This is a genomic window from Collinsella aerofaciens (genome assembly GCF_040920445.1).
Taxonomy (GTDB): Bacteria; Actinomycetota; Coriobacteriia; order Coriobacteriales; family Coriobacteriaceae; genus Collinsella; species Collinsella aerofaciens_BH.
In genome coordinates this window covers 1-26,054 of the sequence record NZ_JBCOTQ010000033.1, presented here as the reverse complement: position 1 = coordinate 26,054, position 26,054 = coordinate 1, and the positions used below count along the sequence as shown (strand labels likewise).

22 protein-coding genes are annotated in these 26,054 nt (G+C 52.6%); 7 read left to right on the top strand and 15 right to left on the bottom strand.

Going from position 1 to position 26,054, the window contains the following annotated elements; genetic code table 11:
- Window positions 1-504: 504 nt before the first annotated feature.
- From AB5405_RS06480 to AB5405_RS06470, 3 genes are all read right to left on the bottom strand, one after another.
- The gene (locus tag AB5405_RS06480) at window positions 505-1,437 is read right to left on the bottom strand and encodes a restriction endonuclease (RefSeq protein WP_368137942.1); all 933 of its coding nucleotides are present in this window, start codon (window positions 1,435-1,437) and stop codon (window positions 505-507) included.
- A gap of 357 nt (window positions 1,438-1,794) precedes the next feature.
- Window positions 1,795-2,745, bottom strand: a complete 951-nt coding sequence (locus tag AB5405_RS06475; RefSeq protein ID WP_368137941.1) for an Abi family protein — start codon at window positions 2,743-2,745, stop codon at window positions 1,795-1,797.
- 168 nt (window positions 2,746-2,913) lie between these two features.
- Window positions 2,914-3,798 carry a DUF4238 domain-containing protein gene (locus AB5405_RS06470; RefSeq protein ID WP_368137940.1) on the bottom strand — a complete coding sequence of 295 codons (885 nt, stop codon included), beginning with the start codon at window positions 3,796-3,798 and terminating at the stop codon, window positions 2,914-2,916.
- Window positions 3,799-3,925: 127 nt separating this feature from the next.
- Here AB5405_RS06470 and AB5405_RS06465 point away from each other — a divergent pair, with 127 nt between their 5' ends.
- From AB5405_RS06465 to AB5405_RS06455, 3 genes are all read left to right on the top strand, one after another.
- Window positions 3,926-4,513 carry a hypothetical protein gene (locus AB5405_RS06465; protein WP_368137939.1) on the top strand — a complete coding sequence of 196 codons (588 nt, stop codon included), beginning with the start codon at window positions 3,926-3,928 and terminating at the stop codon, window positions 4,511-4,513.
- A gap of 444 nt (window positions 4,514-4,957) precedes the next feature.
- On the top strand, window positions 4,958-5,113 hold the full coding sequence (locus AB5405_RS06460; protein ID WP_368137938.1) for a hypothetical protein: 156 nt from the start codon (window positions 4,958-4,960) through the stop codon (window positions 5,111-5,113).
- 368 nt (window positions 5,114-5,481) lie between these two features.
- Window positions 5,482-7,353 carry a transglutaminase domain-containing protein gene (locus tag AB5405_RS06455; RefSeq protein WP_368137937.1) on the top strand — a complete coding sequence of 624 codons (1,872 nt, stop codon included), beginning with the start codon at window positions 5,482-5,484 and terminating at the stop codon, window positions 7,351-7,353.
- Here AB5405_RS06455 and AB5405_RS06450 read toward each other — a convergent pair.
- The 12 genes from AB5405_RS06450 to AB5405_RS06395 all read right to left on the bottom strand — a co-directional run bounded on the left by AB5405_RS06450 (window position 7,350) and on the right by AB5405_RS06395 (window position 20,912).
- Window positions 7,350-8,591, bottom strand: coding sequence for a Coenzyme F420 hydrogenase/dehydrogenase, beta subunit C-terminal domain (locus AB5405_RS06450; RefSeq protein WP_347479326.1), 1,242 nt, complete (start codon window positions 8,589-8,591; stop codon window positions 7,350-7,352). The two genes, AB5405_RS06455 and AB5405_RS06450, sit on opposite strands and share 4 nt — an antisense overlap.
- Window positions 8,592-8,606: 15 nt before the next feature.
- Window positions 8,607-10,010 carry a lipopolysaccharide biosynthesis protein gene (locus AB5405_RS06445; protein ID WP_195239716.1) on the bottom strand — a complete coding sequence of 468 codons (1,404 nt, stop codon included), beginning with the start codon at window positions 10,008-10,010 and terminating at the stop codon, window positions 8,607-8,609.
- A complete protein-coding gene (locus AB5405_RS06440; RefSeq protein ID WP_195239714.1) occupies window positions 10,010-11,086 on the bottom strand; it encodes a polysaccharide pyruvyl transferase family protein in 1,077 nt (358 codons plus the stop codon). The genes AB5405_RS06445 and AB5405_RS06440 overlap by 1 nt, the downstream gene beginning before the upstream one ends.
- A gap of 3 nt (window positions 11,087-11,089) precedes the next feature.
- Window positions 11,090-12,124 (bottom strand): glycosyltransferase family 2 protein, encoded by a 1,035-nt coding sequence (locus AB5405_RS06435; RefSeq protein ID WP_271747779.1) that lies wholly within the window; start codon window positions 12,122-12,124, stop codon window positions 11,090-11,092.
- Between the two features lie 529 nt (window positions 12,125-12,653).
- The gene (locus tag AB5405_RS06430) at window positions 12,654-13,649 is read right to left on the bottom strand and encodes a glycosyltransferase family 2 protein (protein WP_195239710.1); all 996 of its coding nucleotides are present in this window, start codon (window positions 13,647-13,649) and stop codon (window positions 12,654-12,656) included.
- A complete protein-coding gene (locus tag AB5405_RS06425) occupies window positions 13,642-14,757 on the bottom strand; it encodes an EpsG family protein (RefSeq protein ID WP_271747781.1) in 1,116 nt (371 codons plus the stop codon). The genes AB5405_RS06430 and AB5405_RS06425 overlap by 8 nt, the downstream gene beginning before the upstream one ends.
- Window positions 14,758-14,951: 194 nt before the next feature.
- The gene (locus tag AB5405_RS06420; protein ID WP_195239706.1) at window positions 14,952-15,944 is read right to left on the bottom strand and encodes a glycosyltransferase family 2 protein; all 993 of its coding nucleotides are present in this window, start codon (window positions 15,942-15,944) and stop codon (window positions 14,952-14,954) included.
- Window positions 15,945-15,948: 4 nt separating this feature from the next.
- On the bottom strand, window positions 15,949-16,782 hold the full coding sequence (locus tag AB5405_RS06415) for a glycosyltransferase (protein WP_271747783.1): 834 nt from the start codon (window positions 16,780-16,782) through the stop codon (window positions 15,949-15,951).
- On the bottom strand, window positions 16,783-17,448 hold the full coding sequence (locus tag AB5405_RS06410; RefSeq protein ID WP_368137936.1) for a sugar transferase: 666 nt from the start codon (window positions 17,446-17,448) through the stop codon (window positions 16,783-16,785). It lies immediately after the preceding gene.
- A gap of 119 nt (window positions 17,449-17,567) precedes the next feature.
- Window positions 17,568-18,158, bottom strand: a complete 591-nt coding sequence (locus AB5405_RS06405; protein ID WP_368137935.1) for a hypothetical protein — start codon at window positions 18,156-18,158, stop codon at window positions 17,568-17,570.
- 326 nt (window positions 18,159-18,484) lie between these two features.
- On the bottom strand, window positions 18,485-20,248 hold the full coding sequence (thrS, locus tag AB5405_RS06400) for a threonine--tRNA ligase (protein ID WP_368137934.1): 1,764 nt from the start codon (window positions 20,246-20,248) through the stop codon (window positions 18,485-18,487).
- A 232-nt stretch (window positions 20,249-20,480) separates the two neighbouring features.
- Window positions 20,481-20,912, bottom strand: coding sequence for a double zinc ribbon domain-containing protein (locus AB5405_RS06395; RefSeq protein ID WP_055251579.1), 432 nt, complete (start codon window positions 20,910-20,912; stop codon window positions 20,481-20,483).
- A gap of 405 nt (window positions 20,913-21,317) precedes the next feature.
- Between AB5405_RS06395 and AB5405_RS06390 the strand changes: the two genes are divergently transcribed.
- From AB5405_RS06390 to AB5405_RS06375, 4 genes are all read left to right on the top strand, one after another.
- Window positions 21,318-22,772 carry an NAD(P)/FAD-dependent oxidoreductase gene (locus AB5405_RS06390; protein WP_368137933.1) on the top strand — a complete coding sequence of 485 codons (1,455 nt, stop codon included), beginning with the start codon at window positions 21,318-21,320 and terminating at the stop codon, window positions 22,770-22,772.
- Window position 22,773: 1 nt separating this feature from the next.
- A complete protein-coding gene (locus AB5405_RS06385; protein ID WP_368137932.1) occupies window positions 22,774-24,120 on the top strand; it encodes an NAD(P)/FAD-dependent oxidoreductase in 1,347 nt (448 codons plus the stop codon).
- Window positions 24,121-24,123: 3 nt separating this feature from the next.
- The gene (locus tag AB5405_RS06380; RefSeq protein WP_368137931.1) at window positions 24,124-24,534 is read left to right on the top strand and encodes a DUF1667 domain-containing protein; all 411 of its coding nucleotides are present in this window, start codon (window positions 24,124-24,126) and stop codon (window positions 24,532-24,534) included.
- Between the two features lie 228 nt (window positions 24,535-24,762).
- On the top strand, window positions 24,763-25,851 hold the full coding sequence (locus AB5405_RS06375) for a M24 family metallopeptidase (RefSeq protein ID WP_368137930.1): 1,089 nt from the start codon (window positions 24,763-24,765) through the stop codon (window positions 25,849-25,851).
- Window positions 25,852-26,054 lie beyond the last annotated feature (203 nt).

Here is a 26,054-nt window from a genome sequence, read left to right as displayed (position 1 = left end):
ACGGTGGCCATTATTCGGTGACCGGGATTGGTCAAAATCGTTTGACTATTAGCGGCTAAAATCGCCCGGCGCTAACAATATATCAAAAGCAAGGAGTACGCTACAAGCAAAAGCGCAGGAATCAGAATTTTAGGATTTAGCACAAGTTTGGCAACATCGGCAAACGATTTAATAACACTTAACAACTTACCCTTAGCCAGAAGGTAAGTCGCAAAAAGACCTATCAATATTATTGACGCATATTCACGGTTATCCATTTGTCCGATGAGCATTGCAACCACCCATTGGACTCTACTGAAGATCAATAAAGCCCCTCCTTAGCCATGTTGAATCCAGACTCTGCCCCGACGAGTTCGGACGCCTCCTCGTCGACTGATGCGACGATCGCGGACACGGCCCGCGCCCCCTGCGCTATTAATTAATTGTTTAGCGGCTAGAAATTTTATGACGGGGCGCGGGCCGTGCTCCGCTATGCGGTTGTTAATTTGCGAATGAAATTACGCGTCACGTTGTCCTTACCGTCTTCCTTATCCATCTAATTAAATCCGTCGTTGCATTTTGATGTTCAAATTTAATACGCGAGACTTCGTTTTCGCCATATTCTCTGGATGAAGAATGTTCTTCTGGGAAAAGCGCTTCGATCAAATCGTCCGCATATTTGGCAACTTCTTCATAGGGAGTATCATCCAAATCAAATCCGTTAAAAACATTATCAAATTCATTAATTGCCTGCTCGCAAGTATCGACAAGGAAAGTGAACAATTGATCCGCAGTCCTTGCCGCAAGCACGTCCGCATAGTTGCTTACAAAAGCATCAGCAGCGCACACAATGTCACCATCTCGCAACATTGCAGGATACTCTACCTGAGAAATAACCTCGATATTCAACGAAGACAGCAATTGAACAAGCCCGCGATATTTCGAAAGGAGCTTTTTATATTCCGCACGCCCTTGATCGCCAATAAGATGAGTCGGAACATCCAGGGGATCCGAATATCTCATCAAAATCTGCCCAAAGCCCAAACAACGCCTTGTTGTCTCACAGAGCCAAAAGGGCTTTATATACTCAATGAACTCAGGCCATGAAAGCAATTTAATATTGCTATATCGCGCAGCATTAATAGCTCCCTCTTGAAACCCAAATCGCGAAATCAACAACCCAAGAGAAGCGCCACTATCACCAACTACCCGACTAAATGCAAACACCTTTTCCTGAGGAACAGCTGTGTTCCAATATTTACATTCGCATATAATTGGCCCATACAGGCTCTTTTTGGGCTGAGCATAAACATCAACGGTTACAGCTCCTCGCGCCAAGTTAACAGTTTTCTGAATCTCAGCATCCATTCCAGAAGCTGACAGAATCTGCGCAACGGACTTCTCCATCTCCTTCCAGTTTTCCGGAGGATCGGAAACAGGAAATTCTTGAAAGACCATATGCAACAACCTTCAATCAACGTCAACGCGATGAAACAACATATTAAGGATAAGAGAACTTAAGAAATAATAGTCATCGGATTTTACAGGGGCCCACACTGGCCCTAGTGCCCACGCGTAATAGCAATCATGTCCAAAAAAAGCCTACCAACGTGGATATTGAATAATCAGGTCGCAACGGTAAGCAGCGAACTCATGAGGAGTCCCCCGTCTCATTCAGACAGTCCGTCTTACTCAATGAAAAGAAAAACGGGGACACACCCAGAGGATGCGTCCCCGATAAGAAGACAACCAGCCTTCTTTGTATTGTGAGCGTATAGTATAGTTATGTACACGTCCCCATAAAAGAACTTTTTTCTAATTCACAAACCAGCCATTAATCAAGCCGCTGATAAATGCGAAACCGGTTCTTATCTGATCATTACGAAGATAGTAGCTCTCATTGCGGTACATTCTTTCAACTAGCCTGCGCAGCTGTTTTCCTTTATTAGCCCTTACCCCGGTTGAAGCCATAGTGCTGTGAAGGTACAATGTAGACGCAATATGCTGTAGACGTTCGTTTGATAGCTTAGCCTTAACATTCACATCTTGGAGCTTAAGTCCCGTCACAGCATTTCTTACGTCATACGAAACGTTATACCTGGGCTTACCCGACTTCAGATCATTAATAATGCAGTTGTTGTGCGCGCAGGCATTCCTAAGGCCCTTCACAGCCTGCAGTTCATAGGCGCGTTTTCTAAATTCCACATCATGAAGATAGTGAGAAACCGCGAACCAAAAATCGATAAAGGTTCCGAAGGTAATTAATTCTGTAAAAACCCAGACCGGATAGCCAGTTTCCCTATAGGCTGAAATAAGACCATTGATATAGCAGCTGTTTAACCTTGAATCAATCTCACGTGTCACGCTTCCGCCAGACATGCAATCATTTTGCGAACCCCTCTTGCTTCTGAGGTAGTACTCCACAATCTCATAAGGATCAACTGAGTCACGCCCAAGCCTCTCAAACAGCTCGACTTTTGCAAAGTGCTCAATATCGATTGTCATGGGCAGTAAGACTTGCCGCAATTCATAGTCGATAACAGACAGATCCTGGAGCATGGCAAAATCGAGACCAATATACTTGCCATCATTTACCCCACCAACGACCTTATCAAAACCGCACCGATACGAGCGGAGCCTAAAATAATTATTGTTATGTTTTAAATAACTTAGAGCTTCTTGTCTGTTCATCAATTTGAACGCTACGCCCTTACGTTCCAAATGCTCAATCTGTTGTTCAGGAGTAAGCCATGGCTTATCGTGCATAACGCCCCCAACGGTCATTCTTTATTAAAGAACAGAATATCAAACAACTGGCAGTAAAAATTTGTAAGGCAAATGCCCCGTTAGGTTAAAGACCGGCTGCGTTATTAGGTAATCAATAACATGTCAGAACGCTAATGGAAGTTATCTGGTCAACAATGGGCCACTACCTCATAGCACCGTAATTGCCTCCAAACGCTCGCGGTCTCTTGAAATGAGACAGTCCCACGCATCGTTACCATTAACGAGCGCATCGTTGAGCGTATCCACCATGGAGCTATTGATCGAGGAGATTCTTACCAAGCGTTCGCTATCTGATTTACGCTTAAAAACCGCGCCATAGCGAGGGCTCAACGGAAAGTAAATGCTATAGGGATCGGCATCTTTCAGATCCGCCCACTCGGCAAAAACGGGATACGAAGAGGTTATAAATTCTGACCCATCAGGTGCCACGCAAAAACAGCAATCCATCCCACGCATCAAAGAAACAAGCGAAAGCAGTGGCGTGTCATCGGTTAAGTTAAAAAGAACAATACCTTGCAAAACGAACTCAACAAGCGAATTGAATTCGCCCTCAAATCCTTCCGCTTTGAGCGCAGTCCGATCCTCCTCAGTGAGGAAGCCGGACGCCTTTAATTGATTGGCAAAGTCATCCGCACTGCCTCTCTCAGCATTTAGATAGACAGGGTTTCTCACAATCAGCATCGAAATTAAGCAAATCAAATGATCCAGAATCTCACACGTAACATCTCGGTTCGGAAACTTTCGGACATCCAAGCAACCAAGCAGTGACTCGTACTTCGCCGCTAAAATTTTTTCGTTCTTACCGAGCGTATGTTCTGCTGCACCTTTTTTAACAAATGCGTCTTCAGCTTTTGGAACCCGTCTCCTGACCTCGTACAGGTACCTCTCGGCGCAGACACCGTCCGTCCTGGTTTTAAAGACAGATCCAACCCCATTCGTACCGCGCCTCACAGCATAAAGAAAACCATCATCATCGGTAAACGACCTAAGATAAAACTGTGGAACATAGTGTTGCTTCTTAACGTCAGACATGTCATCACTTCCGAGATAATCGATACCCAAGAACGCATGCATCCATCATCCATGAAACCTTACGAACCCCAATTAGACAATAGCCCAAATCCTAAATGTGACCTCACCCCTTCAGAGAGAAGAAACCATGAAACAAGATGAAATTAAAAAGACCATCATTGACAACGTTGGCGAATATGCCGGCAGCGCCGCAGGCGCAGTTGCCGGAGGACTCATAGGCGCAGCAATTGGTGGTCCAGAAGGAGCGGCTGCGGGAAGCGTCGCGGCAACAGCCATAGAGCACATGTTTCAAAACATGGGAAGCGAGATAAAGAAACGTACCCTCGCGCCATTGGAAGAGGAAAGGGTTGGAGCCGTATACACCAAGGCGAAGGAGCTCATTGAGGAAAAGATCGCCCGGGGAAAGACCCCTCGAAACGATAATTTCTTCGTTAAAGACAGTAACAGCCGACCGGCAAGCGAGGAGCTCCTTGAGGGCACATTGTTGGCCGCACAAAGAGAGCACGAGGAGAAAAAGACAGTTTACCTTGCAAGACTGTATGCAAATATTCTCTTTCATCCAGAGATCAGCAGGCCGACTGCAAACCACCTCATCAAACTCGCCGAACAGCTTACCTACCGACAGATTGCCATCTTGAACAATATTGCTGCAATGCAATTTGCAAGAACGCTGAACCCTCCGATAAATCCGTTGAAGAAAAGCGCATACGAATAAGTTTCCGGCACAGAAAATGTAGCAATCGCAGCTGAGATATTTGACCTGTATCGCATGAGCATCCTCGGCTCTTCGCAAGTAATCTTGGATGCTGGCGGTATTAACCCCAGCACCTTAACCGTTGTTGGCTACGGAGCGCATCTTTATAACTTAATGGACCTCGGCAGTATGGAACCCGACCCCGAACTAATTGAGATTCAGGCAAGCATCATGCTGTTTTTGATTGGTGCAAAGCAGCGACAATAAAGCGAAGGCAAATCGCACAAAAACCTAGAGCAATTGCGGGACATCGGCAAACCAAACGCACATTCCGGAAACGCGGACAAGACAGCCACAAACGCCACGCCAATCCAACACGAAGGCTCCGTGAGCCCCCGCTTCGACAGCAAGCATCCCGGGCACACGAAGCGGTCCGAGCCGTCATCACCCAAAGGAGAACACACTATGCCTAACGACGACATCCCCTACCTTCTGAAGTTCGCACCCAAAGAGGCGTGCATCGACAACCCACTGAACGGGTGCCTCCATACGAACGCGGCCGACCGCCACCATAATCTACCCAACGAGCTGGGCGATCCATTGGAAGCGTCTTTATCGTAAGGGATGGGCATCTAAGCCAACTGACTCATGCCGATCTATTGCATGTCCAAGGTGCGAGGGGGGGACCGTTGACAATGCAGCCGCAATTTCCAAGCAAATGATCGAGGAGTTCAGGTACCGACAACTGGACTGGCATCGTGCGGTACGACCGCTTCGAGCAGTCGCTAAATCGGATGCGCCATTTTGGTAAAGCTGTTTCCGCCCACAAAGCCGTCTCCTATGGCATCCCCTCCCCTCCCCAACATTCCCCAGAAAGTTCGCTGATGTTGACTGGTGTTCCCGTAAAATAAACCGCAACAAAATATGTGCGGAGTGCTGGCCTGGAGCTGCCTTCGGACCCTATTGGCTGCTCACCGAGAGGCTCCGCTATGAAACGACCCCTTTACTACCTGCTCTGCGCGATTGTGTGCACGTCCATGGTCAGCGCGACGATGCCCATGGCAGCCATCGCAGAAACCATGCAGCCTCGGGCAACAGCCGAGCAGCAGGCGCAAGCCGACGCCACGAACGGCGACACAGGCAAGGCCGAAGACGGCACCAACGCAAATGCGACAGCAGATTCCGCAGAGGACAGCACCGCAACATCCACAGGCGCCAGCACAGTCAACACGGAAAGCGCCGACGGCAGCACCGCCACAACCGGCACCACCGCCGCAACCGACACCCCACCCCTCCGCGCCCAAACCAACGGCACGCCCGAGGCGATCTCCGCCACGCCACAAACCACCTACGCCCACTCCGCCACGGCAACCCAAAACGGCGTCACCTTCACCGTCTCGTGGAACGACGCCCCCGCGTGCACCGCGACGACCTTCCACGTTACCCAGACCAACGGCTCGTCCCAGGCCAAGGCGCGCATGGACGTGCCCACCTACTGGGACGGCGGCAGCCAGGAAAGCGTCTGCGACCCGTCGCGCGCGGCATGGGGCAGCTACTACAGCCTGGGCACCGCGGGCCACGACTTTACCTTCGACTTCACGGCGTCGGGCACGTACCGCATCTACTTCTACTTTATGGACAACGACAGAAACGACCCCCAAAACGACAAGGGGATCTACTACCTGCGCACCACGGCGGAGGTGACCATAAACGATGCCGCCCGCCCAAGCGTCACGCAGATCGTCAACAACGCCGTGGCCCAGTGCAGGCAAGAGACAGACGGCTCGGAATACGACATGGCGCTGTGGCTCCACGACTGGACGCTCGACCAGCTGGAGTACGACCACGGCCTCAACTGGTGCTCGGCCGAAAGCGGCCTCACGCGCCACCAGGGCACCTGCGAGAGCTACCAGCGCATCTACTCCAAGCTCCTTGACGCCGTGGGCATCACCAACGGCCGCATCACCGGCAACGGCCACACCTGGAACGCCGTAAAGATCGACGGCAAATGGTGCCAGATGGACCTAACCTGGGACGACACCAGCGACAACTGGTACGGAGACCTGGACCAGCGCCATCTGTACTTTGGGCTGACCGACGAGCTCATGGCAATCGCCCACTCCGACCACACGGCTAACTACCAGAAGGCCGACTATGCCTATCGCTCAACCGACCTGTCCAACAATTACTTTGCGCGAAACGGCAAGGCCGCTGATTGGGCAGAAAAGTATGCCGACCGCATTCAACAGCACTTGGATGCCAAGGAAGAGAGCTTTTCCATCGATGCCGACAACCAGTCCTTCCCGCCGAGCATCTCGGGGATTCAGAACGGGACTGTTGCGTACGCAATGAACCAGAGGGAATGGAAAGTTCAAGGCGCCAAGGTTGAGCTTACTGCGGCATCAAACGTCACCAAGGAATCGAACAGCAAATGGAGCGCTAGGTACGACCTGGCAGCAAAATACCGAATCGCAACATTAGAGAAAGTTATAGACGACGGCTCCTACCGCCTCGCGGCCGCCCTCGACGCCCGGATGGCCGTGTCGGCCTTCGCATCGGGCTGCTCGCTGTCCTCGGGCGCGGGCGCCCTCTCCCTCGAGCGCGACGGGGCGACGGGCCTCTACAGGGTCTCCTCGGGCGGCCTGATGCTGACCGAGTCGGGCAACCGGGCGGTGCTGGCCGAGGCGGACGGCTCCGCCTCGCAGCTGTGGCGCGTCTCGGCCCTGGGCGGAGGCCGCTACTCATTCACGTCCGCCTCCGGGCTGGCGCTGGACGACCGGGGGCAGCGGACCTCGGAGGGCAACACGGTATGGCTCTACGAGCCCAACGGGGGGCCCGCCCAGGCGTGGCTCCTTACCTAGTCTGCAAGATCTTTCAAATACTTTTTGACAATCTCCCGAAATGATTCAGGGAGAAGCCTTCGTGCTATTTTCTTAGTATAAAAAAATATTCCCCGCTCACGCCTTTTATACATACACTCAATGGCATGCCAACCACCTTCGACAAATGCGTCAATGTAGAGCTGTCTGTCTTTTGGAAGGGTGCTCGGGCGGCGGAGCTGATCGTTGCCTTTAGCGATATCGTCAAATTCGACAGGGTACAAGTCCAGAGCGTTGCTGGATTCAATAAACTCCCTGCCGCGGTCGTTATTCACCAGCAAGCAGGAGACACCTTTCATCTGATTAAACTTCTCAGCATCTTTCAAAACGTCGGGCCTATTAACGTCGACGCCCCAAAAATCACCGATGGTAAGATCGCCGGCGCGAAATCTCCCTGCATAGGGGCACCTATAGCAGCTATCGCGAAGAGTCTTGAGGTTCAGGAACATGTCGTAGTAGGGGGATTTCGCCGCAGGAATGGTGACCTCTCTTCCGTCCTCAAGAAGAAGAAATAGAAGAAGAGAGTTGTCCCACCCCTCGCGCTTGCACCTAAACCGGAAATCAACCACGGGAGACCCAAGCTGTCTGCCATAGCCCTCAACGCAATCCGCGAACATGCGGCCGGAAGGGACGCCGTGGCAGACCAGGTCAACGGTTGTCAGGTTCTCATAATCGCCTCCGAGAAAGCCCCTAAGGCCGGCGACTTGGCAAGGCGTACCGCAGAAAAGAACCCGCCTCCCCTCGCGAAGGTCCGCCTTCACGTCGGCAAAACAAGCTCCTGCATCACTCTGCACATATTTTGAGTTAAGCAGTGGACGAAGCCCGTCAACGCTCGCCGCGCGACGGTGCCGCACCCGAAGGATGCTCCCCTCGCGCTCATAGGCAGCGCCATATGCGACCCCACCAGAAGCAATAAGCTCACGCGCAAATGCACCAAAAACGCCACCGGAGGCGGACTCCGAGACATCGTCCCTACCGGCGGCGGCAAAGAACGGTCCGGCGGAATTAGAGCCTATCCCTCGGTTAAGACCGCACGCCTTAATGCACGCGCCGCAGCCAATGCAAAGATCACCATCAATTACAGGAAGAACGAACCCATCCTTACCCTCGGACATGGTAACGGCGCCTCTAGGGCAACTAGCGGCACACGCTCCACAACCGCAGCAATGCGATGGCGACTCAAACAGCGTGGGAATTTCTCCCCTTTTCACAGTAGACATGCAGTTACCCCCCCCCTATTTATGAACCGAAAGCAACTTGCGCAGAATGTCCGCATTCATATAACCGAAAAAAGCCAACGCAATTGCAAGACAGGCAATAGCGCTCAAAAAGCCAGCACCGTAGGCTGACAGATAATAAAAGGCGAACACTCCAAGAATTGAAACCAAAGTCAGAATCTGCTCAGCCCGGTCTTCGACAAGCTTCGCAAACTTAGCGACTTTAATCCTGCGGTACTCATTCACCACGATCATCGCCAAGAGGGTTGCAAAAGACGCTCCATATAGACCAAAGCGTGGAATCAACAAGACACACAGCAGGGCGCAAAGAGCAGCAGACACCGCAGTAGTGGTTCCCATAATTCCAGTCTCTTTATGTGCGGTGAAGATACCGCCATAAAAACCGGAAATATTGCTGAAGTACGTCGCCAAGAGCAATATCGGTACATACAACATGCCCTCGCCGAATGAACCCTTAATCAGGACGCCATACACAAGAGGCATAAGCGCGGACATAAGCAGAACGACGCTCATCATGAAACGCCTTAGCGCCCGATACACAGAGTTATAGAAAGCCGACTCATCCTCATCAGAGTTTAGGGCTCGAGCTGAACTCTCCTTCCAAGACTGATAGAAAAAGCCATACACCTGATCCATGATACCGGGGAACTTGTACGACACTGCATACACGCCGGCAGCAGAAGGCCCAAGCGTACTCATGATAATGAGCCTGTCCAGCAAGTTATTAATAGTCCAGGAAACCTTATTAGGGATGAGCGGAAATGAATACCGTAGAAGGTTTAAAGCATAGGAGATAGAGAGAGCCGACGGATCGATATAACGCCAGAGCCTCCGCATTACCATGAACACGAGAGCAACACCGCCCTGCGCAATGACCGTTGCAGATAGCATACCCACAACGCCCCAGCGAAGAACGGCGATAAAGAGAACATTGAGCAAAATGGTAAAAGCACTCGCGGCAAAGTTCATGACGGAATATCCCACGGTATCCCCGAAACCACGAAGGACAGCAGAAGCCATCTGCAGAAGCGCGCCAGCAACAACAAGTCCCACGACCCAGCCAAGATTTTCAGGCTCAAAAAGCAACCATACCAGAATCGCCATGACTGCAAAGCATACGCATCCGGCAAGAAGTACAGCGCATGACGCTGTCACGGCTGTAGACCGATCCTCATCGGTACGGCAGTCAATGAGAAACCGAAACAGCGCTTCATCCATAAGCAGCGAAACCGCAGGAACGCAAAATAAAGCAATAGTATTGATGTAGTCTACGGTGCCGTAATCAGCAGTGGAAAGAACCGATGTATAGAGCGGAAGCAGAAGAAACGACACGAGCTTTGTTGCCATGCCGCCAACTGCGATAATGCCGGTATTTTTGATAAGTCGGCTTGTCTCTCCCATTACGAAAGCGCCTTTCTAAGATAAGCCCACGAATGCTCACGCAGAGAATCAAGAAGAGAGTCCACATCACCCCAGTCACAAGGGGGAACATCGTCGGCACACATAACGTTGACGCAACGGTCAGACAGCCCGATATTGCCCAACAAGTCGCGCATACGCGCACCAGACTTATCTGTTGCATATACGCGGAAGGGCTTATGGAAGAGAACAGAGAATACAGTTGCATGAAAGGAATTGGTAACGATGAGGTCTGCGTGTGCGATAAGAGAAACGAACTCTTCAGGGCCAACGCCAAACAGGTTAATTGAATTTGGGATATCTAGATTATTCTCAGATATATAAGCCACCTTCATGCCTGTTGCCTCCGTCATCGCGACGGTGCTCTCGATAAGCTCAGGACATTCACGCAAAAGATACATGAAAATATATTCACCTTGCAAGACATCTTTAGATGCCATGTCGGTATAGTCATCGGATTCCAACAAAAGTGTGGGATCTAAAACAACGTCGATAGGCGTATCGACAAGTGGCTGAAATAGCGGAACCGTCTCCTCCTCGCGAACAGACAAAAAATCAAACCTTGAAAGTAAATCGGATACAAGTTGCTCATCAAAATTCTCCGGTCTAAAGAAAGTGTGAGCAAGACTGGGAGCGTAAGCAACTCGTCGACTATCTCCGGCAAATGAAAGGAAATAGGGGCCAACAACACCTTGTGTGCAATCGAGATTCCAAATTTGATCGCTTCCGCAAATAAAACAATCAAACTGCTCAGCGAGTTCGTACATATCACTTTCTTTTTTCCAGAAATACGGTCTCTTTGTAAGCCTGAAATACTTTTTAGAAAATTCCGCGAATGCAGCCTTTCTAGACGACTGCTTACGCCAACAGCGCATTGCGCGCAGCGTCATCTTCGGGTGCCGAGGTTGGAAAAACCTATATTGCTCATAGTCACGAGAACGATAGTCGATTATTCGCACCTCATGCCCCATGCCTTTCAAGACTTCTTGAAGCGCATAAGACTGAAGTGCAGACCCGAAATTTAAAGCACCGTGGAAAGTAATCGTTCCAATCTTCATTATTTATCTGTTCCTGTTCACCCAAATATGAATAGCATCTGAAAGGCTGAGTCCAGTTACCCCATCAGCAGCTAGAGAAAGCGATGCGAGAAGATAGCGGCTGTAATCCGAAGTGCGCAGAGCCTTCTCAATATCCTTCCATCTACCATTCATCGAAGTACTCACTCTGCTGAACTCATCAATTGAATTGAACGTGTCACAACAACAAGCAAATAAAATCTTACGAGCGCAGTTGTCCAGAGCGACAGTTCTCCCAAGCAAGAGCGGTCCGAACAAAGGAAAAATGCGATTGAAGTCTTCCTGACTATAATTAATCCCCAGCTCTGCACGTAAAGAAATCAACTCATCAAGAACCCAATACGAATCAAGCCCTTTAACATTCGTAGGGGTAGACTGCATTATGGATCCAGGACGGATTCGGTAATAATAACCACTCAAATCATAACAAGGTTCATCGTTAAAGCGACAATCTATCCATACCGGATGAATCAGATCTTCGTACCATGCACCAACGGGAAAACCTAGTCGATTCCAGACTTCACGACGATATAGCCTGCCCCACGGCACCATCCAACTAGCTCTATCGTTCTCTATCTCGCCAAGCAAACCATCATCAGACATATATCTAAAAGTCGATGTAACGAAATCCGCAGATGTTTCATCGAGTCTGCTCCGCATATCCTCAAGATACCCTGGCCCGATCATGTCATCAGAATCCACGAACATGATGTACTTACCGCGAGAAACTCTAAGACCCGCATTACGTGCTGCGGAAAGGCCGCCGTTTATTTGGTGAATTACAAGAACATTAGGCATTAGTCCATACAAATCGGCTATAACGCCAGAATCATCTTTAGACCCGTCATCTACAATAATAACCTCAAACTTGCCAGAAAACTCCTGTGTCACAATGGAATCAAGGCAAGGTTTGAGGTATTTTTCAACGTTGTATACAGGCACAATAATAGAAATGTCGTAAGATATGCCTTCCTTAAAAACAATAGGCATGAACATATTGGATGGTCTCTTGGAAACCATGCTAAGCTTCGCCTTAGACGCATAGGATATAGCATCGGAACGACGACATAACCTAAGTAAGCCATCATAAATAGGGCTAGAAAGTAGAAGTTTTATAGCCTTCTTAATTAAATTAAGAATATGCAACAACTGACTCCTCCCATCTTCAAAGTCGAATAAATATGCGCTTCCATCAATTCGGACATTTAAGTTATGATGCCCCAACATGCAATCAACAAGACCAATCGCAGACGGCACCCCATAGAGGAATAGACTACAAACAATAAATCACAAACGAAAGCGTCTATTGACTCACCCAGACCATGGGGGCGTTGAAGAACTTCTTTGAAAAAACGTGCAAAGACCAGCTTCTAAGCATCGACCGAAATAACTAAAGCCCAAGGAATGAATACACCGCACGACAAGACTGAACCTTTGATATCGGTTCAATCGTAAATTCTTGTCACTTAATTGAAAGCTAAGGACAAGCTCGGTCAGGACTAATAATGCTCCAACTAAATATATTAGAAAAAAGCAATAATGACCTGCATTATACAAATAGACGACGGAGACATTTAAAGCAGCTTAGTAAGTGCCGAGCAGAAAAAGAAACGATACTGCAATTTGACAAAACAAGACTATGAACTAAGTCCGGACAATTGCTGATTCGACTCTGATACTCGCTTTTAATTGTTTTATCAAATTGCCTTTTCACCTCTTTATCCACTTCACAATGCCAAAGAACTTCATCAAGATCACAATAGTGTCGACAGATACCCCTTTTGGCATTTTTTACTGAATCGCTCGACCATTCACTCGCATAACGAATCAACTCGTCGCTTACAAAGCTCCAATCAGTTATCTGATCCTCTTTAAACTGCTTCGTACTATTAGCGCCATGCTGACGATAGTAGTAAAGCGGCTCGTCAATGTGAAATAAACTCTTTGCAATATCGAAAACAGGAAGAAGTTGACAAAGATCCTCACCGTGCATAAGGCCAACTCGTTTCGAGTACCACTCATCACTGGCAAACAAATCTCTCCGAATGACCTTATTCCAAACGCTATTGAAATCGCATCCGCACAACAGGTTTTTAACAGCATCAAAAGATTCGCCCGTATGCATACCAGAACAGATATCAACTTTTAACGAGGGTTTAATAGGCATCAATCCCATGGTAAAGTCAAATGAAATGATATCAGCACCAGTCGAGGCAATTACATCGCATACCTTTTTGATGCAGCCTTCAAGAAGAGCGTCATCGGAGTCGAGCGAAAGAATATAACGCCCACTCGCCTTACGAAGACCGTCTCGACGTGCAGCGAGAAGACCTTCGTTGTCCTTATGAATAACGAAGGCTCTCTCACGCTTATCGCAATAAGCATCGCAAATCTCGGGAGATCCATCGGTGGAACCATCATCCACAAGAATCACCTCAAAAGAGCCGGTCCCTTGAATATCAATAGATTCCAGACAAGCGGGAAGAAAACGCTCGGTGTTATATACCGGTACAACAATACTGATGTCAGGCGTTTCGTCATGCATAAATAACTCCTAATAGCGCCGACGAATACGGAAAAAGATCGCAGCTGCCGCCATATACAAACGTAATGACAAAATAAAACACGAAAAATAAAAAGCCAAGAGTTCCAGTTAGAAACCGCTCTCTACCAAGGTTTTCAGATAAAAAGGGGTAAACCAAACCTGAAATGAAAAGAAAAGGGAAACTGAGTCGAATTAGCTCAGGACTGATGCTCGCAAATTGAGCGAATAAGGAAGAAATTATGCCACAGCTCGTATAAAAATTAAGTGTCCATCGATCAATGCTCGTGGTCAAACCCTTACTACCCAACATCCATATAGCAAGGCAAAATAGAAAATAAATAAGCATTGTGATATTAAATGAGCCCATTCCAGCGTGTTTGATCTGAAAGCTATATGACGACGTAAATAGAGACACGAGCTCCATTACATCCGGTCCAATCATAATCACACAAATAGCAAAAATGATAACGCCAACGCATGCAAGAAGTGCAACGGTCTTGTATGAACGTTCGTGTCTGCGGTTGAAGCATGAAATATAAATAATCCAAATTAAAAGTCCTATGATAGACATTTTGTGAAAGCCAACTGCAAGAGCCAAATAAACAATAGCGGGGACGCGCTTCTCACGGAACAGCTCATAGAGCATCATGACGAGCATACTAGTAGCAAGACATTGCCTAATTATGTTTAACGTATAACCGAACACAACGAAACAAAGAAAGAAACCTACGACAGGATACCCGCGAGGATACAACTTCCTAACAACTAAAATATAGGGAAGGAGAACGATGGCTTCACAAAGAAAAAGAACAGCGTGGAAATCACCAGTCAGTCTCCCCAGGATCCAGAAGAGAATTACGAATAGCGGCTCTTGATCTGAGCAAGCACCCATAGCACCTGTGAGCGAATAATACTGCGAGGCGTAAAAACACCTGAGAGGATATGCCGAGGTATCGGTACCGACAGATGCATCGCGCAGCCCCGCCACCAAACAAAGGGGGAGAACCGCGATAACCGCTAGAAGAAAACTGACGCGCTTATTAGGTATCTTTACCGAAAAATATAGCAATGCAATATGGGACACAAAGGCAATGAAATAGATTGGCATCTCTACACCTGCTTTGCATATCGTTTGTAAACCGTCGATTTACCTCCGGTCGAAACCACGTCGAAAACACCAACACAGCAGTTAAACACATCTTGAAAATAGATGTTATACAAAAAGCTGCCATGGCATTCAGTAACGTTAAACAGATGCGCGCTAATAGAAAAACTCACCTTATCAACCTTTTATCACGGGAGTTACCCGATAGCCTTACCAGAAATTGCAGCATATAACGCATAGAAAGCGTTATGAACCCTAGGAGAGATAGAAAAGAGAGCACAGCGTAACCTCCATTTTGAACAAGCATATGGGTTCCTCGACGCCCTCCAGGCAAGCCCTCGAGCATTCCTCAAATATTTCTGGGCGTCAGCCTTACTATCAAATCCGTCCGGATCAACCCTCATTGCAACGCGGAGCGTACAGAATGATTGAAAACACTCAAACTCGCCCTGAAATTCAGACCCGGCAAATCGTCGAACAGTCTCAATAGTCCTGTCCATGTCTTTAGCATGCTTGGAACCCTGCTTTCTGAGCGTTGTAATGGAACCAGGTCTCGTCACGTATGCATAAAAGCACGCATCAGAGAATGCAACCTTTTGAATTTTGGAACAAATTTTAGCAATTACGCCCATGTCTTCGAAGAGCTGCCCCTCAGGAAAGACAAGGTCGTTAATAAGAGATCGTTCAAAGAGCTTTCCGCACGCAGAGCCGCTCTCACCGCTTAATAAAAGTAATTTTCGTAAATGCTCAATTCCAGATTCAACATGGAATTCTACATTCTGCCCCATCTTATAGTTATCAAGAACAGGCGTCTTCGCAAAGGAGCCGATAACGAGCGAAACTTGATACTTGTCAGCCGCTTCGACCATCAACTCAACAGTTCGCGAATCAATCAAATCGTCCCCATCAACATACATGACATAATCGCCGTGGCACCTTTGAGTACCAAAGTTACGAGCAGAAGAAAGACCGCCGTTTTCCTTATGCAAAATCTTAAATCGCGTGTCTGATCCAACGGCATCTTCAATAAGATCAATAGTATTATCAGTACATCCATCATCCACAATAATATATTCGATATTCGAATAAGTCTGACCAAGCAATGAGTTTACGCAAGGAAGCGCGAACATACCCACGTTGTACATGGGGACAATGACACTAACCAGAGGCTTAGCAACATCAGAAGCCATATATCTAAGACCTCCTGAGAACAAAACGATATATCAACGCTCTAACGGAATTTGGCATCAGACAGACGACGGCATGCGGTAAATAAGAACAGATATAATCGCATTTTGTGAAATAGCCACGCTCAACTTGAGCACGCTTAAATGCTTTAGCGTACTTAAGATACTGCGAGCCCCCCCTGCGAGCATAGAAATCCCCACTAACGCGCATCGCAACAAGCGGTTCCTTCAGGTTATCCGCCTTGCAGCCACATGCGAGCATCCTGTTAAAAAGGTCCCAATCCTCAAAGTAGAGAAAATCGGAACTGTAGTTACCAGCCTCCATGACTTTCGACTTTCTAAACGTCATAGGAGGATGACGAAAGGGATTTCGCCTTTTGGAATAAGAACGTATAGCGTCGATGCCCTTGGGAAGATCTGTGGCCGCAACAGGTTCATTGGGAGTCGTGACGAATTCGATAACATCGCTTCCGACCATATCGAGACCACTATCAATAGCGGCAAGCTGTTTCTCCATACGATCCGGACGAGCTATATCATCAGTGTCCATGCGTGCAACAATTTCGTTAGAGCAAGCAAGGATGCCTTGGCGCAGTGCATACCCAAGTCCATGGTTTTTTTCATACGAAACAAAATTGAACAGTCCGGGATGCAGGAAGTCATAATCTTGGAGCACGTCTTCAAGCTCATGCGTAAGCGGACCATCCTTGACCATGACAATCTCGGCAGGAGAAACCGTTTGATTCAGCATGCTGTCTAAAGCTTGAATTAAAAAGGCAGGATTTTCTTTTTTGTAAATGCTCATCAACACACTGTAAGAAGAAGAAAAGTTAGTCTGCATCTATCGTCCCGTTCTCTTCTTTCCAAACATGGCACCAAAAGTGCCAGTAAAGCACTTCCAATCCATCGCAAAACAACGGTTTTGGACATAGCGAAGCTCAATCTTCTGGCGCAGGCCGCTCTCGAAGGTTGCCTCGTTACGATCGGTTGCCTGCCACAGACCAGTAATACCGGGCTGAACAGAGAGCAGCTCAGCCTTTTCCTCGTCGGAAAAGTGCTGTTCAAGCTCATCCCTTGTAATGGGACGCGGTCCAATAACGGAAAGATCGCCGTTAAGCACGTTCAGGAACTGAGGCATCTCGTCGATAGAGCACTTACGAATAAACTGACCAATCTTGGTAATACGAGGGTCATCGTCAACCTTGCGTTCGACTTCCCACTGATGTAGCTGCTCGGGACTCAGATACTTCTGTACATCGCCAGCATCGGCGACCATACTACGAAGCTTAATAATCTTGATAGTCCTTCCGCCTCTGCCGACGCGCTCTTGCGTATACATGGGGCTGCCGGGCGATTCGAGACTAATGAGCACGCACACGATGGCGATAGGAATAAGCAGCAGTACGCTCATCAAAAGACTGAACACCAGATCAAACAGCCTCTTAATAAAGCGGTAACCAAGCGTACCGCTCGGCTTAATCTCTTTAATACCAAGTGCGCCCCCCACGGATACGCAGCTCTCTGTTACTTTTTTAGCAGCCACAGTCAATCTTACGTCCCCGTTCCCCAGGACCCCCCAATCGGTAAATTCAAAAATGCGAACGAATAGCTGGCGCAACGTCTCCCTTACGTTTTGATGGGAACATCAAGCGGCAGCAGCTCCCTAAATGCGGAGTCGCCTTCGCCTACGTCCACCAGGCACCAGCGCCTGCGACGGTCAATCTTGTGCACGCGGGCCTCTTGCCCCACCAAGGGACCCTGCTCTATGTGCAACACGCCGTCTTCTATGCGCGCAACGCTGTTGCGCACCACGCCGTCGTCGTCCAGCACGCTGCGGTACCAGTCCTGCGCGTCGTCCGGCATGGGCATGTACGCCCGCTCCCTACTGCCGGCGATGCGACAGCCAAAGCTCAACTGGGCCAAGGCCCTATCGAGCGCAGCAGCATCGTGTGTGGCGACGAAGAAATATTCCTTGTACATGGGTTTGGTTTGGAGCGACCAGGCGCCGTCCCGCTTAAACCAGAACTCCTTTTGCATCACAAAAGCGTCCTGCATTAGATTGTGCGGGATTATGCGGCGGACCTTTTCGCAGGTCTCGCGCTCTTTTCCATGAGGGGTGTGGACCAGATACCAACGGACACGGCCGTGCTGGCTGTTGGTGGTGGCGCCGATGAATGCGCCCGGAAGCTGCTCTTGGCGCCGTGCCGTCTGTTCCATGTTCTCGCCCCCTCTTTTGGCTTTGCAATGCACGCATATGCAGGGGCGTTTAGAACAGGCTTCTCGCTCGCAGCTAGGCGCAGTCGCAAAAGTACAGGTTTTTGTATCTTTCGACATAGGCAATTATACGAGCAATTAATCAGCGATTGCCCAGATTACGCAAAATGTACTGCTAGTAGGTGCATCTCCATACCCCTCTACAAAAACCTGTACCTTTTTGTGCAACAAAAAAAGCCGCTCAACCAGCGGCTTTTCTTATTTCAGCATGAAAAAAGGCGACCGCCCCATGTGGACGGTCGCCTTTGTTAATTGTTGTGAAGCTTGCCTTAGGCGCGAGTCTTGATCTCCTCGAGCACCTTCGCAACAAACTCGTCAACGCTCATCTGAACGGTCTCGTTGGAGCGGTCGCGGACGGAGATGTTGCCGGCCTCGACCTCCTTCTCGCCCAAGATGAGCATGTAGGGCACGCGGTCGATGCTGCGGGCCTCGCGGATCTTGTAACCGATCTTCTCGTCGCGGTCGTCGCAGACCACGCGAATGCCGGCCTCCTCCAGCTTGGCGCACACCTCGTGGGCGTAGTCGCGGCTCTTCTCGGAGACCGGAAGGGCCTTGACCTGCACGGGAGCCAGCCAGGTGGGGAACTTGCCCGCAAAGTGCTCAATCAGAATACCGATGAAGCGCTCGATGGAGCCAAAGCATACACGGTGCAGCATGATGGGGCGCTTCTTGGTGCCGTCGGCGTCCACGTACTCCAGGTCAAAGTTGAGCGGCATCTGGAAGTCGAGCTGAACGGTACCGCACTGCCAGGTACGGCCGAGCGAGTCCTCAAGGTGAAAGTCGATCTTAGGGCCGTAGAAGGCGCCGTCGCCCTCGTTGACCTCGTAGTCCATGCCCAGCTTCTCCAGAGCGGTGCGCAGGCCCTCCTCGGCGCGCGCCCAGTCCTCGTCGGAACCCATGGAGTCGTCGGGGCGGGTGGAAAGCTCAACGTGGTATTTAAAGCCAAACTTTTGGTACACGGAGTCGATGAGGTTGACCACGCCCACGATCTCGTCGGTCAGCTGATCGGGACGCACAAACAGGTGGGCGTCGTCCTGGTTAAAGCAGCGCACGCGGAACAGGCCGTGCAGGGCGCCGCGCAGCTCGTGGCGGTGCACCAGGCCAATCTCGCCGGCGCGAATGGGCAGCTCGCGGTAAGAGTGCGGCTTGGAAGCGTACACCAGCACGCCGCCCGGGCAGTTCATGGGCTTAATGCAGTACTCTTCGTCGTCGATGACGGTGGAGTACATGTTGTCCTTGTAGTGATCCCAGTGACCCGAGGTCTTCCACAGCTGCTTGTTCATGATGAGCGGTGTGGAAATCTCCACGTAGCCGGCCTTGTGGTGGATCTCGCGCCAGTAGTCCAGCAGCGTGTTCTTAAGGATCATGCCGTTGGGCAGGAAGAACGGGAAGCCGGGGGCCTCGTCGCGCATCATAAAGAGGTCCATCTCGCGGCCGATCTTGCGGTGGTCGCGCTTCTTGGCCTCCTCCAGCATGTGCATGTGCTCGTCGAGCTCTTCCTTGGTGGCAAAGGCGACGCCGTTGATGCGGGTGAGCATCTTGTTGTCCTTGTCGCCCTTCCAGTAGGCGCCCGAGACGCCGGTGAGCTTAAAGGCCTTCAGCGCCTTGGTGTAGCAGATGTGGGGGCCGACGCACATGTCGATGTAGTCGCCCTGCTGGTAGAAGGTAATGCGGGCGTCGTCGTCCAGGTCACCGATGTGCTCGACCTTGTACTTCTCGCCGCGCTCCTCCATAAGGGCGATGGCCTCGGCGCGGGGTTTCTCGAAGACGGTGAACTTGAGGTTCTCCTTGACGATCTTTTTCATCTCGGCCTCGATCGCGGGGAAGTCGTCCTCGCTGATCTTGACGCCCTCGGGCAGGTCGACGTCGTAGTAAAAACCGTTGTCGGTCGCGGGACCGTAGGCAAAGTCGGCCTCGGGATAGAGGCGCTTGATGGCCTGCGCCATGATGTGCGCGGCGGAGTGGCGGATGACGTGCGTGACCTCGTCCTGCGGGAGCTCGGCCACCGAACCGTCATTGTAGAGTGCCTTCATGGGTATGTTTTCTCCTCTCGGATGCCTGATGCAAGTGCGTGCGATGCGCTCGGCGTTTTTGACTTGCATCATTATAGGCAGGTTGCCTTGGTATACAAGCGCCCGCCGCACCTTAATGGCACGGCGGGCGATTTTCTACGCATGCTTCATCGTGTGGGGCGGGGTGTAAGGCGAGCGTGGCTTGCGGCGCGCCCGTGGCTTGTGGCTTGCGGCCGACCCGGCGATGGATGCGTTACTGAATGCGAGTTCGGCAGTAGGGGCAGACCTTCCAGTGCGCATCGAGCGGGCGATGGCAGCTGGGGCAGACATTGCGTACCTGGGTGTCGCACACCGGGCAGACGACAAAGTCCTTCTCGATGGGCGCGCCGCACTGCGGGCAGGTACCGTACTGGGCAAGTTGGCGCTCGCGCAGGGCCATGTCCAGCTCCTGCTCCTCGCGGTCGGACGCGTAGGAGTGCGGGCGCAGGACCAGGTAGGCAATGAGGCCTACAAACGGGATGAGGGCGATGATGCCCCATGCCACGTAGGCGCTGGCGCCGCGGCGGCGAGCATCGATGAACACATAGACGACCGACAGCACATACAGGGCGATGATAAAGCCAACGAAGGCATAGACGACGCCCATAAGCTGCGGCGACATGAGCTCGGAGATGTACTTGGACATTACGGGTACCTTTCGGAATATTAACAGTCCGTGCAAGTTTACCACGGGGTTTGTTTATATGGGACCACGGCTAGGCGCGGGGCTGACGCGGACACAAACATCTCAATCTGTAACAGTTAGGAGCGGAATCCGAGTCTAGATGTTACAGATTTAGACACAGGGGTTCCTCCCCGACTTCAATCTCGATCTGTAACATCTAGAACCCAAATCCTCGTCTAACTGTTACAGATCGAGACAAACGGTTGCCGCAGTTGTCGGCAGACGAGGTTGTCGACGTTGCCGGGTCTCCCCTCGCCTGCCGTTGGCGGGTGTTGCGGGGCTGTTCGCCGCATTGCCGCCCTGTTGGGGGTGTGTAGACCGTAGGATATTCTTATTGACAGCCTGTCAACTCGTCTGGGAGGCACCGTGGCAGAAACGTTTGATATCGCGATTGTGGGCGCGGGCATCACGGGATGCGCCATTGCGCGGCAACTCACGCGCTATGACCTGTCCATCTGCGTGGTCGAGGCAGCCAACGATATTGCGCTGGGGGCTTCGAAGGCCAACGGCGGTCTGGTGCATGCCGGTTACGATCCGGCACCGGGCACGATAAAGGCGCAGGTCAACGCCCGCGGCTGCGCGCTGTATGGCACCTGGGCCCAAGAGCTGGGCTTTTTGTTCCGCCGCACCGGCTCGATGGTGCTGGGATTTAACGACGAAGACCGTGCGCACCTGGAAAAGCTACGCAGCAACGGCCTGGCGAACGGCGTGCCCGAGCTGGCGATTATCGGCCCCGAGCGCATCCACGAGCTGGAGCCGCGCGCGAGTGCCCAGGCCACGTGCGCACTATGGTGCCCTTCGACTGGTTACGTTGACCCGTTTGAAGTGGCCATTGCCGCGCTGGAAAACGCGGTTGCCAACGGCGTGACATTTATGCGCTCCGCACCAGTGGAGGCAATTGAAGTCGCAGGCTCGGGCGACGACGCGCGCTTTACGCTGGTGACCCCCGCTGGCAACGTGCGCTGCCGCTACTTGATCAACGCCGCGGGTAACGGCGCCGCCGAAATCTCGCATATGGCGGGCGCCGAGGAGTTCCAGATGGTCTGGCGTCAGGGCAACATCGTGGTGCTGGACAAGGAGCCGCGCACGCTCATGCCGCTCTACCCCGTGCCGACGCCGGTGTCGAAGGGTGTTATCGTCACGGGCACCGTGCACGGCAACACCGTGATCACCGCAACCGCCGCCGTGCGCGAGCCGGGCGACACGCAGACCTATGCAAGCGATGTGAACGCGCTGCTGACCGGCGCGCGCAAGCTGGTGCCCGATCTGGATACGCGCCGCGTGGTGCGCGCATTTGCCGGCGGTCGCCCAGTCATTAAAGGGACAAACGACTTCTTTATTGGACAGTCGGCCGTGGTGCCGGGGCTGTTTCAGGCGGCGGGCATTCAGTCGCCGGGTGTGGCGAGCGCGCCAGCCATTGCCGAGCGCATGGAGCAGGTGCTGCGCGATGCCGGCGTGGTCCTGCGCGAACGGAACGATTGGGACCCGATACGCCGCGCGCCGGACGACTTTGACCGCGCGCCGCTTACGCGCAAAGAAGAGCTCATCGAGTCCGACCCTGCATGGGGGCAGATCGTCTGCCGCTGCGAGACGGTGCCCGAGGCCGAGATTGTTGCCGCGATCCGACGCCAGCCGGGCGCGGTTTCGGTCGAGGGCGTCAAGCGCCGCTGTCGTGCCGGCATGGGACGGTGTCAAAGTGGCTTTTGCCAGAGCCGCGTGGTTGCGATCCTTGCCCGCGAGCTGGGCTGCGACCCCAGCGAGGTATTACTGGAGGACGCCGGATCTTGGTTGGTTGAGGGACCGCTGAAGGGGGTGCGCTAGGATGGCAGAATTCAAATCGAGCGCGATTGATTGCGGCGTCGTAGAAGCCGTGCAAACGCAAGCCTTCGACGTGGTCGTTATCGGCGGCGGACCTGCCGGCATGGCAGCTGCGCTTGCCGCGCATGAGGCAGGCGCACGCGTGGCCATCGTGGAACGCGAGCAGCACCTGGGCGGAATCCTCCGCCAGTGCATCCACCCCGGCTTTGGCCTGTCGCACTTTAAACAGGAGCTCACCGGTCCCGAGTACGCGCAGCGCTTTATCGACCAGGTGCACGCAACCGACATTGCGCTGTTCCTGAACAGCATGGTAATCGGAATTGATTCGGGCGAGTCCACGAAAGACGCCGCACTCCACACCGTCACGCTCATGAGTCCCACCGGCATGTTGCAGCTCACCGGGCGCGCGGTCGTCCTTGCCATGGGTTGCCGCGAGCGCACCCGCAGCGAGATCAAGATTCCCGGTAGCCGTCCCGCCGGCGTGTTTACGGCCGGCTTGGCGCAGCGATACATCAATATCGAAAACCTCAAGCCCGGCTCGCGCGCCGTCATCTTGGGTTCGGGCGATATCGGGCTCATCATGGCTCGTCGCTGCACGCTCGAGGGGATTTCGGTCGAGGGCGTGTACGAACTTATGCCGTACGCCAACGGCCTGCGTCGAAATGTGAAAAACTGCCTGGACGACTTTGAGATTCCGCTGCACCTGTCCACCACCGTCACACGCGTGATCGGGCACGACCGCGTGGAAGCCGTCGAGGTGAGCCACGTCGACGAGCGTCTGGCGCCCATTCCGGGGACTGAGCGCATTGTTCCGTGTGACACACTGCTGCTTTCGGTGGGCTTGATTCCCGAGAACGAGCTTTCGGTTGCCGCAGGCGTGGAGCTTGACCCGCGCACGCGAGGCGCCGTGGTGGACCAGAGCCTGCAGACGGGCGTGCCGGGCATCTTTGCCTGCGGCAACGTGCTGCACGTACACGACCTGGCCGACAACGTGACAACCGAGTCCGAGTGCGCCGGTGCGGCAGCGGCGGCGTGGGCTCTGGGGACCGGCGCGGGCGCCGTTCCGGACTGCGAGCTCGCCGTCTCCCCTGCCGGCATTGCGGGATACGCGCTGCCGGGACGCATTACGGCTGTGGCACTCACCAAGCTCAACTTCCGCGTACGCCGGCCAGTCGATGCCGCCTGCGTGAGGATCTTGGCTGACGGCGAGGAACTGTTCGCCGGCAAGGTCCGCGCGTTTAAGCCGAGCGTTATGGAAAGCTTCCCGCTGCCGCCAAAGGTGATTCAGCGCGCACTCGACCTAGGTGCTAGCGAAATTGTCCTGTCCGTCGATCCCGTTGAAGAGGAATAGCTCATGAGCACGAATGCGACCGAGACGCTGCAGTTCAACTGCACCACCTGCCCATCCGAGTGCCTCTTGACAGTGGAGGTGGAGCGCGACGCAGACGGCGCCGTGGTAGAGGTGCGCTCCGTGGCCGGCAACAGCTGCCCGCGCGGTGATAAGTTCGCACATCAGGAGCTCACCTGCCCCATGCGCGTACTCACGACGACCGTGGCTGTCTCCGGCGGCAACGAAGCTCTGCTCCCCGTGCGCACGGTCGAGGCAATCCCACTCGAACTCCACACCCAAGCCATGGCCCTCATCCGAGGCCTAGTCGTCAACGCCCCCATCCGCATGGGCGACGTCGTGCTAGAGAACCTCCTAAACACCAACATCAACCTAATCGCCAGCATGGACATCGACCGAGCCCAAGTAGCCAATTAGGGACGGAGCTCTTTTAGCTACCCCGCCATCCACCCCACCCTCCTCCGCAGTTGCGGTGAAATACGGACTGTTTTATGGCTTCAGGCCGCTAAACAGTCCGTATTTCACCGCAACTTATGAGGGTGCGCATGGGATGCAAAGGAGTGTCCCAAGGTGCCGGCATAAAAGGAACGTCCCTATGTGCCGGGCTTGGGATACCATGGTGGCAGCCTAGCGAAAGGATGTTTCATGGCACATGTTGATGACCAGCGTGTGGCGCGCGTGCTCGATGCGCTCGAGGCTCAGCACCCCGGTGCGCAGTTGCTCATAAATGACCCGTGGTCGATCTACTATCTGACCGGCTTTTATGCCGATATGTTCGAGCGTTTTTGCGGCGTTCTGCTCGCACGCGATACCGAGCCCGTGATCTTGGTCAATGCGCTACACCAACTGCCGGAGTATGACAATGCCCGCGTCGCCTATCACACCGACAACGACGTCGTGGCCGACGCCATCGTTCGTGAGGTCGATCCGAACAAACCACTCGGCATCGACACCGTCATGCGTTCCGGCTTTTTGATGCCCCTCATGGAGCGTCACGCCGCGAGCAAGTTCTTCCTAGGCGACTTTGCCGTCACCGCCGCACGCACCTACAAAGACGCTACCGAGCAGGAGCTTATGCGAGCGTCCTCTGCCGCCAACGACGCCGTGATGGCCGACGCCATCAAGCTCGTTCACGAGGGCGTGACGGAGCGCGAAATTGCCGACCAGATGCTCGGACTGTATCGCAAGCACGGCTGCGAGGGCTTTAGCTTTCCGCCCATCGTGAGCTTTGGCGCCAACGCCGGCGACCCGCACCACGAGCCCGACGATACGGTACTCAAGCGCGGCGACGTGGTGCTGTTCGACATTGGCGGACGCCATCGCAACTACTGCTCGGACATGACGCGCACGTTCTTTTGGGGCGAGCCGGACGAGGAGACGACGCGCATCTACGACATCGTGCGCCGTGCCAACGAGGCCGCCGAGGCGCTCATCGCACCGGGCGTGCGCATGTGTGACCTGGACCGCGCCGCACGCGACGTGATTGAGGATGCGGGCTATGGGCAGTACTTTACGCATCGCCTGGGACACTCGATCGGCTTGCAGGACCACGAGCCGGGCGACGTTTCACTCGTCAACGAGCAGGTCGTGGAGCCGGGCATGACGTTCTCCATCGAGCCGGGCATCTACCTCCCCGGCCGCACCGGCGTCCGCATCGAGGACTTGGCCCTGGTGACCGAGAAGGGCGTCGAGATTCTCAACGCCTACCCTCACGATCTGGTCCGCCTAGTCTAGCCAATGCGGCAAAGGGGCAGCCCCTTTGCCGCATCCCACCAATACCGCGCCACAAAAACGGCCTATCTACTACGTTTAACCCGCATGGGTCGACCATAACCGAGTTTTCGCAAAATACGCAAGCCGTCTACCTGCACTGATAATTGTTCTCGGGGGAAGCGGGCACTGCGGGGCGCGGCAACGGCGCGCGATTTCCGCGTCGC

Excerpts from the sequence above, each read along its gene's own strand:
- AB5405_RS06480 (WP_368137942.1), bottom strand. The coding sequence starts at position 1,437 with ATGGTCTTTCAAGAATTTCCTGTTTCCGATCCTCCGGAAAACTGGAAG.
- AB5405_RS06475 (WP_368137941.1), bottom strand. The coding sequence starts at position 2,745 with ATGCACGATAAGCCATGGCTTACTCCTGAACAACAGATTGAGCATTTG.
- AB5405_RS06470 (WP_368137940.1), bottom strand. The coding sequence starts at position 3,798 with ATGTCTGACGTTAAGAAGCAACACTATGTTCCACAGTTTTATCTTAGG.
- AB5405_RS06465 (WP_368137939.1), top strand. The coding sequence starts at position 3,926 with ATGAAACAAGATGAAATTAAAAAGACCATCATTGACAACGTTGGCGAA.
- AB5405_RS06460 (WP_368137938.1), top strand. The coding sequence starts at position 4,958 with ATGCCTAACGACGACATCCCCTACCTTCTGAAGTTCGCACCCAAAGAG.
- AB5405_RS06455 (WP_368137937.1), top strand. The coding sequence starts at position 5,482 with ATGAAACGACCCCTTTACTACCTGCTCTGCGCGATTGTGTGCACGTCC.
- AB5405_RS06450 (WP_347479326.1), bottom strand. The coding sequence starts at position 8,591 with ATGTCTACTGTGAAAAGGGGAGAAATTCCCACGCTGTTTGAGTCGCCA.
- AB5405_RS06445 (WP_195239716.1), bottom strand. The coding sequence starts at position 10,010 with ATGGGAGAGACAAGCCGACTTATCAAAAATACCGGCATTATCGCAGTT.
- AB5405_RS06440 (WP_195239714.1), bottom strand. The coding sequence starts at position 11,086 with ATGAAGATTGGAACGATTACTTTCCACGGTGCTTTAAATTTCGGGTCT.
- AB5405_RS06435 (WP_271747779.1), bottom strand. The coding sequence starts at position 12,124 with ATGGTTTCCAAGAGACCATCCAATATGTTCATGCCTATTGTTTTTAAG.
- AB5405_RS06430 (WP_195239710.1), bottom strand. The coding sequence starts at position 13,649 with ATGCATGACGAAACGCCTGACATCAGTATTGTTGTACCGGTATATAAC.
- AB5405_RS06425 (WP_271747781.1), bottom strand. The coding sequence starts at position 14,757 with ATGCCAATCTATTTCATTGCCTTTGTGTCCCATATTGCATTGCTATAT.
- AB5405_RS06420 (WP_195239706.1), bottom strand. The coding sequence starts at position 15,944 with ATGGCTTCTGATGTTGCTAAGCCTCTGGTTAGTGTCATTGTCCCCATG.
- AB5405_RS06415 (WP_271747783.1), bottom strand. The coding sequence starts at position 16,782 with ATGCAGACTAACTTTTCTTCTTCTTACAGTGTGTTGATGAGCATTTAC.
- AB5405_RS06405 (WP_368137935.1), bottom strand. The coding sequence starts at position 18,158 with ATGGAACAGACGGCACGGCGCCAAGAGCAGCTTCCGGGCGCATTCATC.
- thrS (WP_368137934.1), bottom strand. The coding sequence starts at position 20,248 with ATGAAGGCACTCTACAATGACGGTTCGGTGGCCGAGCTCCCGCAGGAC.
- AB5405_RS06395 (WP_055251579.1), bottom strand. The coding sequence starts at position 20,912 with ATGTCCAAGTACATCTCCGAGCTCATGTCGCCGCAGCTTATGGGCGTC.
- AB5405_RS06385 (WP_368137932.1), top strand. The coding sequence starts at position 22,774 with ATGGCAGAATTCAAATCGAGCGCGATTGATTGCGGCGTCGTAGAAGCC.
- AB5405_RS06380 (WP_368137931.1), top strand. The coding sequence starts at position 24,124 with ATGAGCACGAATGCGACCGAGACGCTGCAGTTCAACTGCACCACCTGC.
- AB5405_RS06375 (WP_368137930.1), top strand. The coding sequence starts at position 24,763 with ATGGCACATGTTGATGACCAGCGTGTGGCGCGCGTGCTCGATGCGCTC.